We start from the raw sequence: 15489 nt of genomic DNA, 5'->3' as shown, positions 1-15489 counted from the left end.
GCCCTCGTCAGTGAGCGGACTTATAGAGGACACCAATCAAACAAGTCAACACACCCAATTCATAAAAATAAAGAAAATGTATAAGATGTTGATTTTGTTAGGTAATTTTGGGGTTTTAATGGAAAGACCCATCCGGCGCACCAAATCAGACCCTATCACTGGGTCTTGGACCGGACACGGCCCGGCCAGATTACCCCCCCCTTTTAACAGATACCTCCTGAGTTCGATCCTGCTGGCTGGGTCAGCTCTTGCCCCTACCCGTCAAAAGACTGACTCGATCCATGATCTTCATCATTTAAAAGGATCGACATCATCTTGAAATCTGATATATCAGTAGAATGATAGATCAGGAAGAGTGTGGCGCCGTGAAAGGCAATGAAGGCTTGGACGACAAGGCGGACCGGATATCGCGGCTAGACCCGCAACTGTTGACGAGTTTGCGGGACCACGTGCACCGCGCACTGCGAACAGCGATTTTGTCTGGTCGCTTTGCACCGGACGAGCGACTGAACGAGCGCCAGCTTGCCGAGCAAATGGGCGTGAGTACGACACCTGTTAAAGAAGCCTTGCGACAGCTGGAGGCTGAAGGTCTTGTGGAAACGCTGTCCCGCCGCGGCGTTATTGTTCGTTTTAACGTCGACTGGGCCGAAGAGACGATCTTGGCGCGTGCTGCTCTTGAATCGATGATCGCGCATCTTGCCGCGAAGCGCCTGGACCCAGATACGCGTAAGGTACTCGAACAGACCATCGAGCGAATGCAGGTAGCAACCGATGGCGGTGGTGTTGATGATCTTATTGGCCTCAATGAAACTTTTCACGACCAAATCCACCTCGCATCCCAATGCCGTTACCTCGCAAAAATGATTGAGCGCCAGCGTTTTTACGACGCAAGCATCCGCCGGATCATTCACTTGGATCCCGACGAATGCGCAAAGGCGCTTGAAGAACACAAAACCATCGCACAGGCCATTATAGACGGCGAAACTGAGCGCGCGGAAAAAGCGATGCGGGATCACGTCATGCGCTCGGGCGCGACTTATCTGAAAATGGTTTTCGACAAAAAGGGAGGAGATTAAAGATGAACGAAGGAATGGAAAAAGTTCGAACCGCACTCAAGGGCATATCTGGCGTACCGGTGACACCTTACGCTGCCGACGGTCGTATCGACATGGCCAAGCTGTCTGTGCTTATAAAAAAAATGGCCGATGCACGCGTGCACAATCTTATGGTGGCGGGTAACACGGGTGAATTTTTTACGTTAACTCTTGATGAGGTTCGTGACGTTCACCGAACGGCGATAGAGGCGGCTGACGGCAAATCTCTTGTGAGTGCAGCGGTTGGCCGTTCCTTGACTGAAGCAAAAGCGCTTGCGCGCGACGCGATCGCCGCGGGGGCCGATGCCATTATGGGGCATCACCCAATGGATCCTTTTGCCGGACCCAGTTATCAGGCGAAATACTTCCTTGAACTGGCAGATGCCTCAACAGTGCCTGTTATCGCCTATGTGCGTAGTGACGGCTTCTCTGTTCAGGATTTTCGGGATTTGGCCCTGCACCCCAACATCGCCGGAATCAAATTCGCCTCCGGCAATCTGATGTTGCTGGCCGAGGTCATCAGAGCGACAAAAGATGCGCCAGCCATATGGGTTTGCGGACTGGCCGAAGGCTGGGCGCCGGCGTTTTATGCTATGGGTGCGCGCGGCTTTACGTCAGGCCTCGTCAACGTCTTTCCAGACCGCTCCCATGCCATTCATCAAGCCTTGGAAAAGGCTGACTATGCGAGGGCGCGTGAGCTGATCGATGGCATTGCTAGTTTTGAAGCCATGCGCACGAAGTATAATAATGGCGCCAACGTAACTGTCGTCAAGGAAGCAATCGGGATGTTGGGCACGGATGTGGGACCTGTTCGTACCCCCGGCGTCGAGACATTGAATGAAGCGGAACGCTCCGAGCTTAGAAACATCGTCGAGCGTGTGAAGCGCGAGATGGCAGAGGGCATTTGAGACTTAGAATGCAAGCAGGATCAGAGATTACATCCGAGCGCGAAAAACGGCTTCAGATTTTGACATGGGAGCGACAACCCGACGACATCAACACTCCAGAACAAATCGCGCTCAAAAAACGGCTAACCGAAATCGCCGGTGCTGACCTCGCTGATACCTCTTACATCGCCCGACACGCCAATGTGTTCACCTCGCGTTTGAAACTGGGGCAATATTCGTGGGTGGCGGGGCATGCCATCGTGCGCGGGGACGTGGAGTTCGGTGACAACTGTACGGTCAATCCCTATTCCTGCATTTCTGGAAAGGTGCGATGTGGCAATGGTGTGCGGATTGCGTCCTTGGTTTCCATCGTCGGCTTCAACCACGGCTTCGATGATCCGACCATTCCGATATACCAGCAGAAGCACGAGACACTCGGCATCACCATCGGCGACGATGTGTGGATTGGGGCAAACGCAGTCGTGCTTGATGGCGTGACGATTGGCAAAGGTGCCGTCATTGCTGCCGGTTCTGTCGTCGTGAGGGACATTCCGGAGATGGCGATTGCGGGAGGTGTGCCAGCCAAAGTGATCCGCCGGCGTGGCGAAAAGATCGCCACCGTCAGATCACGTCGTGGCGAGATTTTGCAAGCTTTGCAACAGATCGGCAAGGCAGGAGCCGCGCAATGGCCCCGCATTCTCGAGCGGGCGAAACAGGATGGCCGCTATGTATCGGCAGGAGCGGATGGAGTGCAGCATGAAAGCATCAGACATGAATGCGATGCCATAGAAATCGCAGCCGGATTTGGGAGCGCGCCCGAGGGGATAGAAGCTCGCGAATTGGCCACGAGGCTGCGAGCGTATCAGGACCCTGCAACCGGTTTCTTCCCAGATCCGTTCAGCCCCCCCCTGCCCGGCTTAGACATTCGCGAGGATTATGCCGCGCTTTATAACGTACTGGCCATCGGTTATGCGCTCGAAATATTGGGGTCCCATCCACCACATCCGGTAGCAGGTGCGCAAATGGACACACCGCATCTAAGCGCCTGGCTTGATCGTCTGCCCTGGAGCGACCGTGCGTGGCGATGCGGCGACCGGATCGATGCAATCGCCACGGCGCATTATTTCAACGCACGATATTTCGGACTGGGTTCTGAAACAGAGACCTTGTTTGGCTGGCTGACAATGCATGCCGATCGCGCAACCGGGCTTTGGGGCAAGCCGACAGCAAAAGAAGGTCTGTTGCAACCGGTTAACGGCTTTTATCGCCTGACACGCGGTACCTACGCTCAATTTGGCCTGCCGGTTCCCTTTCCAGAGGCTACCATCAATTCCGTCATTACCAACTACCGGACCTACGATGGATTTTCAGGCACGACCTACACCGCTTGCAATCTGCTCGATACAATCCATCCGCTCTGGCTGTGCCTGAAACAGACGGATGCAAGGCGTGCAGACGCAGAGGCGATTGCCGAAACCGTTATTATGCGATGTGCCGAGCAGTGGCAGAGCAACGAGGGCTTTGCCTTCGCTGCTGGTCAGCAACCGAGCCTGCAAGGTACAGAGATGTGGCTTTCGACCTTACACATTGCCGCAGACCTGCTGGATGTCGCCGACGCGTTTGCTTTCGTACCCAAAGGAGTTCACCGGACCAAGCCTGTGGGTATGGGACTGTAACACCGCGTCACTCGAGCATGGACTGAATGTGAAGCCGTATATTACCTGTCAGGCTCTCGCCCGGTTGAAGAATCGTCAGGCCAAGATTGGTGCGCTGGTGTTCAGGCTGGCACAATGTGCCGGCAGCCATCGAAACTGGCTCCAGGCACATATAGTATTCCGTGCGATGCGCTGCGAGATGATGGAACACCGGGTCTGCGCCTAAGACAAGCTGGTAGCCTACGTCCAAGTCAAAGCGTGCCGTGGACCAGTTCATCAAATGTTGCGTATAGCCTGATTTTGCCGGTAACGATGCCTCTGGCCGGGGGAGAGGCGGATTGCCGGTCGGTACGTGAAACGGATCCAGCGCATAGGCAAGAGATGCATCTGTCCGTACGTCACGATCCAGCCCGGCAACAAAATAAGGATGCCAGCCGAGAGCAAATGGCGCGGGAACGCCTGCCCGGTTGGTGATGGAGAGTTCCACGGTCAGCCCGTGGTCATTCAAGAAAAACGACTGGCTTGCCTCGAAAGCAAAAGGCCACTCGGCATCGGCCTCATAGTCAAGTAGCAGCGTGACCTGATCATTGGCCTGACGTGCGACGCGCCATGGGCGACGGTGCGCAGGTCCGTGCATCGCATCCCCAGCAAGCAGAGGGTGTGGCAAAACATCGTGCGATACGCCCGCATGCGTGAAGCATGCTCCGTAGAGCCTGTTGTGATAGGGAAACAGCGGATACGCCCCAGCCTTTGGCCAATTCCAGGGCTCAAAGACATCTGCCTTTGTCGGCACCAGAATATTGCCGAACTCCGCATGGGTGAGATGCGTCATTCGTCCGCCCCACGCGGGTCGGAGGCGGGCCGAAAACGGCCCGCTGACAATGGAGACCGTTTCAGGCAAAAGCATAGGAACCATCTGGCCGCTTGGGAACACGACGCTGCCAGTGGATATAACCGTCTTCCTGCATGGCCTTTTCATCCATCTCGACGCCCCAGCCCGGACGGTCAGGCCGTAGTTCCAGATGCCCATCCTTCGGCAGATAGGGATCGATGACGTAGCGGGTCTCATCTTCACGGGTTTCAATATTCGTGCCGCCATAGACGTAACACTGGCCCTTTGGAAGACGGTATTCCAGAATTCGGAAATTCTGCTGTGCGGCGGAGAAGTGAACGTTAACGGCGGTGGCGAGTGGACCCATCGGGTTGTGTGGCGCAATACTGACGAAATGCGCTTCCGCAAGGGCTGCGATCCGGCGCATTTCGGAGATGCCACCGACGACGCAAATATCCGGCTGAATGATATCGGCACCCTTGACCTGCAAAAGCCGCAGAAATTCATTGCGGTTATAAAGGCTTTCGCCAGTGGCCAGCGTGCAATTGAGACCCTGTTTCAGATCGCCCCACATCTCGATGTTTTCAGGACGCAACGGCTCTTCGAAAAACAGGGGATCGTAAGGGGCAAGCGCGTTGCCGAGCTGGCGTGCGGCTGCGGGTTCGAAAATCTTGGCATGGGCATCGAAGGCAATATCGTAATCGGTTCGCACGGTCTCGCGAAGAGAGCGGAAATACTCCGCGGAACTGCGGACCACTTCGCCCCAACGATGGGCATGAATATCGAGGCGCCAAGGGCTGAGCTTGAAGGCCTTAAAACCCCAATCCTCATTCAGGCGATCGAACTCTTCCTTCGCGGCTGGTGCATCCGGTGCCGTGTAAACCCCTGCATAAACCTTGATACGGTCGCGCACATTGCCGCCGAGCAGCTTGTAGACCGGGACACCCGCTGCTTTGGCAGCGAGATCCCACAGGCAATGGTCGATTGCGGAAATGGCCGACAGGCCAAGCGCACCGGGAGGAAAGCGGTTCTGCTGAAGCAGCAGATTATAAAGATACTCGACCCGTGTCGGGTCTTGCCCGGCGATGAAGTTATAGAGGTAATCGAGGATGGGCGGCAGCGCGAGATCAGGGCCGTGATTGTAGCACTCGCCCCAACCGGTCAGCCCGTCATCGGTGTCCAGCGCTACGACAACGCGCGGACGGTCCTTGTCGCGGGTGACGAATACCCGCATGCGATCGATTTTCATGCTCTAGTGTTCCTCATGGATGTAACGAAGCGCAGACGGACGTCACACACTTATCCGGCCTTGCTTTCAGTCTTGACGGCGGACGGCTCGATATAACGGAACCGTCGCGTGCGATCCCTATCGCGCGGATCGGGTCGCGGAATGGCGGAAAGCAGCGCTTGCGTGTAGGGATGGTCAGGCGAATTGCAGACCTTTTCAGCGTCGCCAAACTCCACCAGCTTGCCGCGATACATCACGCCGACGCGGTCGCACATGTATCTGATAACGCCGATGTCGTGGCTGATGAAGATATAGGCGAGGCCCAGTTCGTCCTGCAGGCGCATTAACAGATCCAGGACCTGAAAACGAACGGATACATCGAGCGCAGATGTCGCCTCGTCGGCCACGATGATCCGTGGCCTCAACGTAATGGCGCGTGCAATGCCGATGCGCTGGCGCTGGCCGCCGGAAAAGGCATGCGGATAACGCTCACGTCCCGCAGGGTCCAGCCCGACCTGATCCATCAGTGCGCAGACGCGCTCGTCCAGTTCCTTGCCCTTGGCGATGCCATTGACCAAGAGCGGTTCACCAATGACCTGCGCCACGGTCATGCGCGGATTGAGAGAACCGAAAGGGTCCTGAAATACCATGCGTAGCTCGCGCCGCGCCGCCTTTAGCTCTGCGCCTTCGATCTTGGCCAGATCGACCACGCTGCCATCTGCCTTGCGGTACAGCATTTCGCCGGAGTTCGGATCATAGAGCCGCATGATGGCGCGGCCCATGGTCGTTTTACCGGAACCGCTTTCTCCGACGATACCCAGCGTTTCGCCCGGCAGCAGCTTGATGGATACGCCATCCAGCGCCTTCATCTCGCCAAAGTGCATGGACAGGTCATTGACCTCCAGAATGGGTGCGGCAGTCATATCAAGCGGCGGACGGGCCAGACGTATCTCCGCCTTCTGCTCCAGCTTCAGCACGGAGCCGATCAGCATGCGGGTGTAAGGATCTTGCGGGCTGTGGAAAATCTGCTCCACCGGACCGTATTCCTTGGCAACGCCGTGGTGCATGACGAGAACGTCATCGGCAATCTGCGCCACCACGCCCATATCGTGGGTGATGAACAGGACCGCCATACCATGCGCCTTTTGCAGCCGCGCGATGAGATCGAGAATTTCCGCCTGCGTTGTTACATCCAGCGCTGTCGTCGGTTCATCGGCGATCAGCAATTGCGGTTTGCAGGCCAGCGCCATGGCAATCATGGCGCGCTGGCGCATGCCACCAGAATACTGGAACGCATATTTATCAAGCGCGGTTTCCGGGTTGGGGATTTCGACCTGCCGCAGCAGTTCGATGGCCTCGGCGCGGGCCTGCGCCTTGTTCATTTTCAGGTGCAGCCGCAGCACCTCTGTGATCTGGTCACCGACCGTGTGAACCGGAGACAGCGACGACATCGGCTCCTGAAAAATCATTGCGATATCTGCACCGCGCACAGAGCGAATGACGCGGCCACGCGGATCGAGCTTTGCCAAATCCAGCGACGTGCCGTCCGCCCGGTTTAGAATTATGGAACCGGAGGCGATTTCGCCGGGGCTGTCTATGATTTGCAGGATGGAGCGGGCCGTAACGGATTTGCCGGAGCCGCTTTCACCGACGACGCAGAGCGTCTTGCCTGGATCGATTGAGAACGACAGGTCGTTGACGGCACGGAACACGCCGTTACGAACGGCAAATTCCGTGACCAGATTGCGGACTTCGAGAAGCGGCTTGGCAGGTTTGATCGAGAGGATATCGCTCATCGTCGGCCTCACTTGTTGTAGGGATCGGCTGCGTCACGCAGACCATCACCGAGCAGGTTAAGCGCCATGACGGCGACGACCACGGCAACACCCGGCAGGAACAGCCAGGGTGCGGTTGCGATGGAGCGAATGTTCTGGGCCTCGCGCAGCAGCACACCCCAGGAAATGGTGGGCGGTTGAAGACCAAGGCCGAGGAAGGAGAGCGACGTTTCCGCAAGGATCATCGCGGGAACGGCCAGCGTGACCGAGGCGATGATGTGGCTTGAGAAACTGGGCAGCATGTGGCGGAAAATGATGCGCCCCTCTGGCACGCCATCCAGCCTTGCGGCAGCCACGAACTCTTCCGTTCTGAGCGACAGGAAGCGGCCGCGAACCACACGGGCAAGCTGCGCCCAACCGGTGAGCGAAAGGATGATCGTGATCATCATATACTGAAGGGTGGCTGGCCAGCCTTGTGGTAGCGCTGCCGCCATGGCGAGCCATATGGGAATGGTGGGCAACGACAGGACGAAATCGATCACGCGCTGCATGACGAAATCGATGCGCCCGCCATAATAGCCGGAAATACCACCCAAGACGACGCCGAGCAGAAGCGAAAAGAATACGCCGACAAGACCGATGGACAAGGAAATCTGCGAACCCTGCACCACACGGCTGAAAACATCGCGGCCAAGCCGGTCTGCCCCGAAGAGAAACAGTGGCCGTGTCTTATCGGTGGATGCCAGAAGATGGATGTTGGTGTTGAACAGGCCGAGCACGGAATATTCGTAACCGCGACCGAAAAGCTGGATCGGGATTTTCTTCCCCGTATCCTCCACGAAGACGGCGGCCAGCGTTTCAGGATCACGCGTCAACTTGAGCGGGTAGTAATGCAGGCCGACGGAGAAACCATCCGTCGTGTCGATCAGATGAACCCGTTGCGGCGGATAAAACGTCGCACGGGCATTTTGGAGCACGGGATCGTTGATCGCAAAGAAGCCCGGCACGAGGGCCACTATATACATGGCAATGGTCACGACGAGAGCCGCCATGGCCAGACGATGGCGTTTAAATGCCCACCAGATGAGTTGCCACTGCGATGCGACGGCGGCACGGTCGGGGCGGATGGTGGTGGCTACAGCAATATCGGCCATGACGCCCTCCTATTCGAGACGGATTCGGGGATCGACCAGCGCCAGCAGAATGTCGCTGATCAGCGATCCAATCAGCGTCAGCGCGCAGATCAGGAGCACGAAGGCTCCGGCGAGATACATATCCTGCGCCATCAACGACTGGAGAAGCAGGGGTGCGGCAGTCGGCAGGTTGAGCACGATGGCAACGACCACGGAGCCCGAGATGAGGTTAGGCAGCAGCCATGCGATGGTGGAAATGAACGGGTTGAGGGCAATTCTCAAAGGATATTTCGTCAGCAGACGAAATTCCGACAGGCCCTTGGCGCGAGCGGTGGTGACGTAAGGCTTCGGCAACTCGTCCAGCATATTGGCGCGCATGACGCGGATGAGGCTGGCGGTGGAGGAAATGGCGAGGATGGCAACCGGCAACCAGATATGCGCCATGAGATCGACCATCTTTGCTATGCTCCACGACGCCGTCTCATATTCCGGCGAGAACAGCCCGCCGACATCAGCCCCGAACTCGACCGCAGCGACATACATCAGAACCAGAGCCAGCAGGAACGACGGAATAGAGAGGCCGAAGAAGGAGAAGGCAGTGAAGAGATAATCGCCAATCGAATATTTGCGAACGGCGGAGAACACGCCGATGGGAAGTGCGATGGCCCATGTGGCCAAAAGGCTTGCGACAGCCAGAACCAGCGTCAGTGCCATGCGTTCCCAAATGAGTCCCGACACCGGCTGTTGCCACTCGAACGAGATGCCGAAATCACCGCGCGAGATGATGCCCCATATCCATTTCAGATATTGAATGATCATCGGGTCATCGAGGCCGAACCGCTCGCGCAGTTGCGCTGCCGTGTTGTGGTCGATGACCTCGTTGGATGCGGCAAGCGTGGCGATATAGGTCGTGACGTAGTCACCAGGTGGCAACTGAATAAGGACGAAGGCCAGAAAACTGACGGCAAACAAGGACGGGATCATCCACAGCAGGCGTTTCACGATAAAAATCAGCATGTCGCTCTCGCAATCACATTTTACCGCACACGCCACCGTCACTGAAACGACGGATTGCGCGCGGTCGACACAGTCTGAAAAGCGTCGCCGCCTGGAAACGGCGACGCCTGTGTGGCGTTGTTAGCTTGTGAAGGTAAACTGTTGCGGCAGGGCCGGACCGGGGTTTGGCCACGACCAGCTATCCGGCTCTTTCTCCGGCACGTTGCGAAGATTGTTGCGGATGATACCGAAACCACCGACTGCGAGGCAAAGACCGATCGTCTCGAACTCTTCCGCCGCGATATCGAAGATCTGCTTCATCTTTTCGCCGCGCTTGGCAAGGTCAGCCGTCGAGCGTGCCTCATCGAAGAGCTTGAAGCGCTGCTTCTGGCTTTCTGGTGGTTCTTCGCCCTTCTGACCGTTGGATGTGTACCAGAGTGCCCATGGAATGGCATAACGCGATCCCTGCGGGTGAAAAGCAAAAAAGTCACGTGGATCGAGCATCGGGTCGAGACCGCCGGGTCCCGGCCAAACCGCCGCATCATGGGCATTGTCATCGCCGCGCGTGTAGTACAGCGCACGTTCAATGGTGTTGACCTTGATATCGACACCGATCTGCGCCCACTGCGCCTTGACCAGTTCCAGCGCATCGACCAAATCGGGATAAAGCGTCGGGATAACGTCAATGGAAAAGAAGACGGGCTGGCCATCGGGCCGCAGGCGCATGCCATTACCGTTTTTCTTGTCATAACCGGCCTTGTCGAGAAGCTCGTTGGCCTTGTCGGCATCATAGTCCGTGTTCTGGCGTGCCAGCTTTTCGTGATACCAGGGATGGGTCGGACGCGGTCCTGCCTGATATCCCTCGCTCTGGCCGAAATAGACAATGTCGATGATTTCCTGCCGGTTGAGAGCAATCGACAGCGCTTGACGGAAGGATTTGTCGGCGAACATCTTGCGCATCGCCGGGTCTTTATGGGTGATATTCAGGTAAATCTGGCACTGTTGCGAAGCTGATGGCACCAGCGTCAACAGTCGGTAATCGCCCTTTTTCATGTTTTGCGACAGGGTCGGCTTGTTGGCGAGAACGCTGATGTGACGTTCCTGAATATCGATCTTGCCGGAGATGACGTTCAGCATGAGCGATTCCACATCCTGCGAAATGCCGAAGTTGACTTCATCGATGTAAGGCAACTGGTTGCCTTCGGTATCGACCTGCCAGAAATACGGGTTCCGCGTCATCACAACGCGGGTAGCACCGCCGGAATAGGGCTCCTTGACCACCCATGGGTCCAGTGTCGGCTTCTCGACATTCGACCAGCGCGATGGGATTTCGATGTCACCGCATTTGGCGCGGAAAAGCTCGGTCCAGCTGGAGACGCCTGCGGCCTTTACCTCGGCATCCAGCGCCGTGTTGTATTTTGGCAGGAACTTGCTGCAATAATGCTTGGCGAACATCGTCGGATGCTGGCCGAGCGGTGTTGCAAGGTTTTCGAGATAGAGCGCGTTGGGTGCGGCAAAGGTGAACTTTACCGTGAAATCATCGATCTTCTCCACGGTGACTGCTTTACCGGCAACCGCGAGCTGGGCTGGCGTTGCGCTGTAAAGCTCCTTGTTCTTGATGCAGTCTTCGATGGCGAACACGACGTCATCGGCCGTGAATGGATGGCCGTCAGACCATTTTGCGCCCTGGAGCAGATGGAATGTGAACTGCGACGCGTCGGGGCTGACTTCCCATTTCTCGGCAAGGTTTGGCAAAACTTCGGTGAAGTCCATGTTCCAGCGTACCAGGCCCTGATTGCCGACCATGCGCAGAATGCCGTTGTGGTCAGACGAACCGCGAAGGCCCCGGCGCAACGTGCCACCATAGGTGCCGATCTTTTCCAGTGGCGTCACTATCATTGGATTCTTTGGCAGACGGTCGGCAAGCGGCGGCAGCTTGCCATCCTTCACCAATGCCGCCAATGATGGCGCCTCTTTACCGACAGCGGCTTTGGCAGACGTCCCAATGAGGGACATGGCGGCAACACCTCCAAGACCGGCCACAAAGGTACGGCGCGTCACGCCCAGCGAAAATGCATCACCAACGCTCATAGACTATCCTCCCAAAAATCTCCCCGGCAGCGACGAGGGCTCACGCCCCGCCGCTATGGCCCTCCTGGCCCGCCAGCGCACCGATCCTCCACCGGCACGCAGACCATATGAGCGTTTTCAGATGATTACAAGTATTGACAGATTTTTACAGATTTTTTATTGAGATGAGTGAAGCAAGGCCATTTATATGGCAAATGGCCATATGCGTTTAACGGATAAAAGGGCGCTGATGAAGAATCTGGCCACACACGCCCCACTGAAAAGCGAAACGCGTTTTAGCGATATTATTTACGGAAAGATCGTCGGGATGATTTCGGACGGTCGCTTCCTCATCAACGAACGTTTGCCGTCCGAACAGAATTTGGCGACTATGTTGGGCGCTTCCCGTCCTGTTGTGCGTGAAGCACTGGAAAGGCTGCGTAATGACGATCTGATCGTGTCTCGAAAGGGTTCCGGGTCTTACGTGCGCCAGCAGCCGGACTTGTCCGTTCTGCAGCAGGTGCCCGTCGGCTCGCTGGCGGACGTTCAACGATTTTTCGAATTCCGATCCGGTCTGGAATCCTCCGCTGCGGAACTGGCCGCACGCAACTGGCAAGCCGCTGACCGTGCCCGGATAGAGCAGGCGATTGCGGCGCTGGAACAGTGTCTCGAGCATGGTGATCTTGGCGCGGAAGAAGACTTCGCGCTTCACGAAGCCATCGCGATTGCCAGTCAGAACCAGTTTCACACGACCGTTCGGACGTGGTTCAAACCGCATTTTTCGATCGGCCAGTCTGTCACCCGCAGTCTCAGCCTCAAACGTACGCCGCAACATGTGCGCGATGTGCAGAATGAGCATACTGCAATTGTTGAAGCCATCTTTGCGCGGCAAGAGCAGGCTGCTCATGATGCGATGAAGGACCACATCCTCAAGGCCAGAGCCCGGATGTTCCAAGGCGTTGGAGGTTGATCATGACAACACCGAAGATATTTGAACCGAAAGTTCGCCAACTCATCGACGTGCCATTGCATGTGGGCGAATCCCCGGTGTGGAATCCGAAAACGGGGGAGCTATGGTTCGTCGATATTCTCGCTCCGGCCGTCTTTCGTCTGAAACTCGACGGAACGCTGGATCGCTTTGATATGCCGGCACCGGTTGGGTGCCTTGGACTTTGCGAAAGTGATACAATCATTGTAGGCCTTCAGACAGGTGTGCACATTCTCGATCCCGCATCCGGCAAGTTGGAGCGGCTGTGCAATCCAGACAACGGGCGCGCAGACAGCCGGTTGAATGACGGCAAGGTGGGGCCGGATGGTCACTTCTGGGTTGGGACCCGGGATGAGGCCCTGCCGCCAACCGGCAACGCTCGCCTCTATCGAATCTCGCCCGACGGGCAGGTTGAATGCGTCATCGATGGCGGAATGTTCACCTCAAACGGGCTGGCATGGAGCCCAGATGGTCGAAAGATGTACCACTCCGACAGTAGCGGCCTGATGTACCAGACGTTCGACTTCGATCCAGCCACGGGCAGACTTGGCAAGGCCCAACGTATGCACGATTTTGGACAGGGCGAAGGCAGGCCCGACGGGGCCACAATAGATCGCGACGGGTTTTACTGGAGCGCCGGCGTGAGCGCGGGGCGATTGAATCGCTTTTCGCCCGACGGGGACTTGGTCGAGGTGTATCGTTTACCCTTCGATGGGCCAACGATGCCTTGCTTTGGTGGAGCTGACTTCAAGACGCTTTATGTCACGAGTTTGAGGACGCATCGGGGAGATGCGTCTGTTCAGGGAACGGTGGTGGCGTTCGAAACGCCCGTCGCCGGAATTGCGCCTTATCGTTTCAAGGCGTGACAGCTCCTCTGGGAGAGAGCTCAAGGCCGCCAGCCGCTAAAGCACGTTCGGCGGCTTATCATTCTCGTCAGGGTTTGGAACGGGAGCCTCATCCGGCAGATGTTCCGGTTCCGGTTCCTTCACGGGCGGCATATCCTGCCCCGGTGGCATTGGCGGCATTTCGCCAGGAATGGGTTCGACGGGTAGCATGCTCATTCACTTCCGTTGAAACTGTGCGGGCGGGCAACGCATTGCTGGAAATTGCCTATTGGTCCACGTATCGTTCGCCAAGTCGGTCCATTCGAGCCATGCGCTGCCCGCCTGATAATCAGACACCAGTAAACACGTTTGCTCAGTCGAAGTTCCACTATGGATTTCGGCTAGGCGAAACCGACGACGTTTCGAGCAACGATGCGCTGATCACCGTAATCGCGCATGTGTGCCTCGTGGCCAAACTCTCGACTGACGGGTTGATCTGTCTGCGTATCATGCATTTGAAGGAAAGCGTCGGCGTATGTGCCCGTCTCTTCTTCCTGGGTGATGATGTGCTGAGCTTTCAGAAAATCGAACATGGCTTCCTCCCATTCGACGTTGATAACGCATCGATCGGCGCTAGCGTTCCCTCCACACTAACGCAAACATTGATAGGTTATAAATAAAACATCTAGCACGATATTTTTGATAATTTGTTACATCACACGGTAAAAACATTATCCACTCAAGAGACCCGATGATTGCCGCAGCACCAGATCGACGGGCCAGAGCTCCTGACACTCTTGTACCGGACGGCCCGCGATGATCTGCAACCGCAAATCCGTCACCCGCTCGCCCGCCATACGCTGGGGTGAGCGGGTTGTGGAGAGCGATGGCAACATGCTTTCAGGCGTCAGATACGGAAACACGTCATCATGGGCGATGACGGAAATATCCTTGCCGATAACAAGACCCAACTGGCTGGCGGCGCGATAAACGCCCTGCGCGGTCATCATGGCTCCGGCGACGAATGCGGTAGGACGGGACGCTTTCTCCAGCAATGACCGTGCGAATTGAAACGCGGTTTCTTCGCTGAACGGCGCCGACAGCATCATACGCGGATCAGGCGTTATTCCCATCGTCTCCAGCGCATCGCGATAACCTTGTTCACGATCAATGGCGAATGTACGGCCTTCCGGACCGTTGATGAACGCGATGTTGCGGTGCCCACGCTCCAGCAAATGCACCGTCGAGAGATAGGCGACAGCGTGGTTGTCGATATCAAGCCAGGCATGCTCGAATTTGGTGGCCGAGCGCCCATGCACGATGAAAGGCACACCCAGCCTGTGCAGCAGCGCAATCCGCTCATCATCTGGCCGCGGCGAGTGAATGATGATGCCATCCACACGACCGCTGGCCGCCAATCGACTGAATATCTTCAGTTCTTCATGAAGGTCGTTATCGGTTGTGACACTGACGATGATATCGGTGTCTTCGCCGAGAAGACGGCTGGCCATGCCGCCCATGAACTCGGAGAAAAAGTGCCCGCCGCCGCTCCGGCCCATAACGACCCCAATGGCTCCCGCCTTGCCCGTGACGAGACGTACGGCGTTGGCATTTGGCCGATACCCCAACCTGCGGGCGGCTTCCATGACCCGCTCACGGGTTTCCTGTCGCACTTCTGGATAGCCGCCAAGCGCCCTGCTGACCGTGGTGGGCGATAATCCCACTTGCTCTGCAAATTCCTTGAGTTTCATGTGCCCCGCCATTTTCCCTTGCATGCGTGGATCAGAACAAAGTTTCAAGTCTCCAAAAATTGAAATCGATTTCAAATTTCCTCGATGAGAACGCATCGATTTTTAGCGAATAATATAATTTTACCCTTCTAACCCCTCATTATTTTCCACAGATAGCCAAATCGATATCCGTTGACAGCCAGAATATAATTTGAGAGCTTGGCGAAAGTCGAAAGCGTTTTCAATTCGGAGGAGAATTGAAAAGCGCCATGGAGGA

General features: G+C 56.5%; 14 protein-coding genes. 5 read left to right on the top strand and 9 right to left on the bottom strand.

Annotation, left to right across the window (positions count from 1 at the left end; genetic code table 11):
• Nucleotides 1-365 precede the first annotated feature (365 nt).
• Genes GGQ73_RS22105 through GGQ73_RS22095 form a run of 3 tightly spaced genes read left to right on the top strand, consistent with a single transcriptional unit; the run spans nucleotide 366 to nucleotide 3657 of the window.
• The gene (locus GGQ73_RS22105; RefSeq protein ID WP_252094081.1) at nucleotides 366-1076 is read left to right on the top strand and encodes a GntR family transcriptional regulator; all 711 of its coding nucleotides are present in this window, start codon (nucleotides 366-368) and stop codon (nucleotides 1074-1076) included.
• 14 nt (nucleotides 1077-1090) lie between these two features.
• Nucleotides 1091-2002: a dihydrodipicolinate synthase family protein gene (locus GGQ73_RS22100; RefSeq protein WP_183897885.1), complete on the top strand. Its 912-nt coding sequence runs from the start codon at nucleotides 1091-1093 to the stop codon at nucleotides 2000-2002.
• Between the two features lie 8 nt (nucleotides 2003-2010).
• Nucleotides 2011-3657: an acyltransferase gene (locus GGQ73_RS22095; protein ID WP_183897881.1), complete on the top strand. Its 1647-nt coding sequence runs from the start codon at nucleotides 2011-2013 to the stop codon at nucleotides 3655-3657.
• 7 nt (nucleotides 3658-3664) lie between these two features.
• On the opposite strand, the gene GGQ73_RS22090 is transcribed toward GGQ73_RS22095, so the two are convergent.
• From GGQ73_RS22090 to GGQ73_RS22065, 6 genes are all read right to left on the bottom strand, one after another.
• A complete protein-coding gene (locus tag GGQ73_RS22090) occupies nucleotides 3665-4543 on the bottom strand; it encodes an aldose epimerase family protein (protein ID WP_183897880.1) in 879 nt (292 codons plus the stop codon).
• Nucleotides 4530-5717: a galactarate dehydratase gene (locus tag GGQ73_RS22085; protein WP_183897879.1), complete on the bottom strand. Its 1188-nt coding sequence runs from the start codon at nucleotides 5715-5717 to the stop codon at nucleotides 4530-4532. Before GGQ73_RS22085 ends, GGQ73_RS22090 begins: the two co-directional genes overlap by 14 nt.
• A 50-nt stretch (nucleotides 5718-5767) precedes the next feature.
• Nucleotides 5768-7492: an ABC transporter ATP-binding protein gene (locus tag GGQ73_RS22080; protein ID WP_174155901.1), complete on the bottom strand. Its 1725-nt coding sequence runs from the start codon at nucleotides 7490-7492 to the stop codon at nucleotides 5768-5770.
• A gap of 8 nt (nucleotides 7493-7500) precedes the next feature.
• Nucleotides 7501-8625: an ABC transporter permease gene (locus tag GGQ73_RS22075; RefSeq protein WP_183897878.1), complete on the bottom strand. Its 1125-nt coding sequence runs from the start codon at nucleotides 8623-8625 to the stop codon at nucleotides 7501-7503.
• Between the two features lie 9 nt (nucleotides 8626-8634).
• Nucleotides 8635-9621 carry an ABC transporter permease gene (locus tag GGQ73_RS22070; protein WP_174155899.1) on the bottom strand — a complete coding sequence of 329 codons (987 nt, stop codon included), beginning with the start codon at nucleotides 9619-9621 and terminating at the stop codon, nucleotides 8635-8637.
• A gap of 120 nt (nucleotides 9622-9741) precedes the next feature.
• Nucleotides 9742-11691 (bottom strand): ABC transporter substrate-binding protein, encoded by a 1950-nt coding sequence (locus GGQ73_RS22065; RefSeq protein WP_183897877.1) that lies wholly within the window; start codon nucleotides 11689-11691, stop codon nucleotides 9742-9744.
• A 229-nt stretch (nucleotides 11692-11920) separates the two neighbouring features.
• Here GGQ73_RS22065 and GGQ73_RS22060 point away from each other — a divergent pair, with 229 nt between their 5' ends.
• Both GGQ73_RS22060 and GGQ73_RS22055 read left to right on the top strand, forming a co-directional pair.
• Complete coding sequence (locus GGQ73_RS22060; protein WP_174155897.1) at nucleotides 11921-12640, top strand: FadR/GntR family transcriptional regulator; 720 nt, start codon at nucleotides 11921-11923, stop codon at nucleotides 12638-12640.
• A gap of 2 nt (nucleotides 12641-12642) precedes the next feature.
• Entirely contained in the window at nucleotides 12643-13524 is an 882-nt protein-coding gene (locus GGQ73_RS22055) for an SMP-30/gluconolactonase/LRE family protein (protein WP_183897876.1), read from the top strand.
• A gap of 36 nt (nucleotides 13525-13560) precedes the next feature.
• Here the strand turns inward: GGQ73_RS22055 and GGQ73_RS22050 are convergent, their stop codons facing one another.
• The 3 genes from GGQ73_RS22050 to GGQ73_RS22040 all read right to left on the bottom strand — a co-directional run bounded on the left by GGQ73_RS22050 (nucleotide 13561) and on the right by GGQ73_RS22040 (nucleotide 15233).
• On the bottom strand, nucleotides 13561-13719 hold the full coding sequence (locus tag GGQ73_RS22050; protein WP_183897875.1) for a hypothetical protein: 159 nt from the start codon (nucleotides 13717-13719) through the stop codon (nucleotides 13561-13563).
• Between the two features lie 164 nt (nucleotides 13720-13883).
• Entirely contained in the window at nucleotides 13884-14075 is a 192-nt protein-coding gene (locus tag GGQ73_RS22045; protein WP_183897874.1) for a hypothetical protein, read from the bottom strand.
• 138 nt (nucleotides 14076-14213) lie between these two features.
• A complete protein-coding gene (locus GGQ73_RS22040) occupies nucleotides 14214-15233 on the bottom strand; it encodes a substrate-binding domain-containing protein (protein ID WP_183897873.1) in 1020 nt (339 codons plus the stop codon).
• Nucleotides 15234-15489: the final 256 nt, after the last annotated feature.

The sequence above is a fragment of the Rhizobium skierniewicense genome, from assembly GCF_014196515.1.
GTDB classification, from domain to species: domain Bacteria; phylum Pseudomonadota; class Alphaproteobacteria; order Rhizobiales; family Rhizobiaceae; genus Agrobacterium; species Agrobacterium skierniewicense.
Note: the sequence above shows the minus strand (reverse complement) of the source record. Positions and strands in the feature narration are given on the sequence as shown.

Coding starts and splice junctions, on each gene's coding strand:
- GGQ73_RS22095 (WP_183897881.1), top strand. CDS start 2,011: ATGCAAGCAGGATCAGAGATTACATCCGAGCGCGAAAAACGGCTTCAG.
- GGQ73_RS22100 (WP_183897885.1), top strand. CDS start 1,091: ATGGAAAAAGTTCGAACCGCACTCAAGGGCATATCTGGCGTACCGGTG.
- GGQ73_RS22075 (WP_183897878.1), bottom strand. CDS start 8,625: ATGGCCGATATTGCTGTAGCCACCACCATCCGCCCCGACCGTGCCGCC.
- GGQ73_RS22055 (WP_183897876.1), top strand. CDS start 12,643: ATGACAACACCGAAGATATTTGAACCGAAAGTTCGCCAACTCATCGAC.
- GGQ73_RS22080 (WP_174155901.1), bottom strand. CDS start 7,492: ATGAGCGATATCCTCTCGATCAAACCTGCCAAGCCGCTTCTCGAAGTC.
- GGQ73_RS22065 (WP_183897877.1), bottom strand. CDS start 11,691: ATGAGCGTTGGTGATGCATTTTCGCTGGGCGTGACGCGCCGTACCTTT.
- GGQ73_RS22060 (WP_174155897.1), top strand. CDS start 11,921: ATGAAGAATCTGGCCACACACGCCCCACTGAAAAGCGAAACGCGTTTT.
- GGQ73_RS22085 (WP_183897879.1), bottom strand. CDS start 5,717: ATGAAAATCGATCGCATGCGGGTATTCGTCACCCGCGACAAGGACCGT.
- GGQ73_RS22045 (WP_183897874.1), bottom strand. CDS start 14,075: ATGTTCGATTTTCTGAAAGCTCAGCACATCATCACCCAGGAAGAAGAG.
- GGQ73_RS22040 (WP_183897873.1), bottom strand. CDS start 15,233: ATGAAACTCAAGGAATTTGCAGAGCAAGTGGGATTATCGCCCACCACG.
- GGQ73_RS22070 (WP_174155899.1), bottom strand. CDS start 9,621: ATGCTGATTTTTATCGTGAAACGCCTGCTGTGGATGATCCCGTCCTTG.
- GGQ73_RS22050 (WP_183897875.1), bottom strand. CDS start 13,719: ATGAGCATGCTACCCGTCGAACCCATTCCTGGCGAAATGCCGCCAATG.
- GGQ73_RS22090 (WP_183897880.1), bottom strand. CDS start 4,543: ATGCTTTTGCCTGAAACGGTCTCCATTGTCAGCGGGCCGTTTTCGGCC.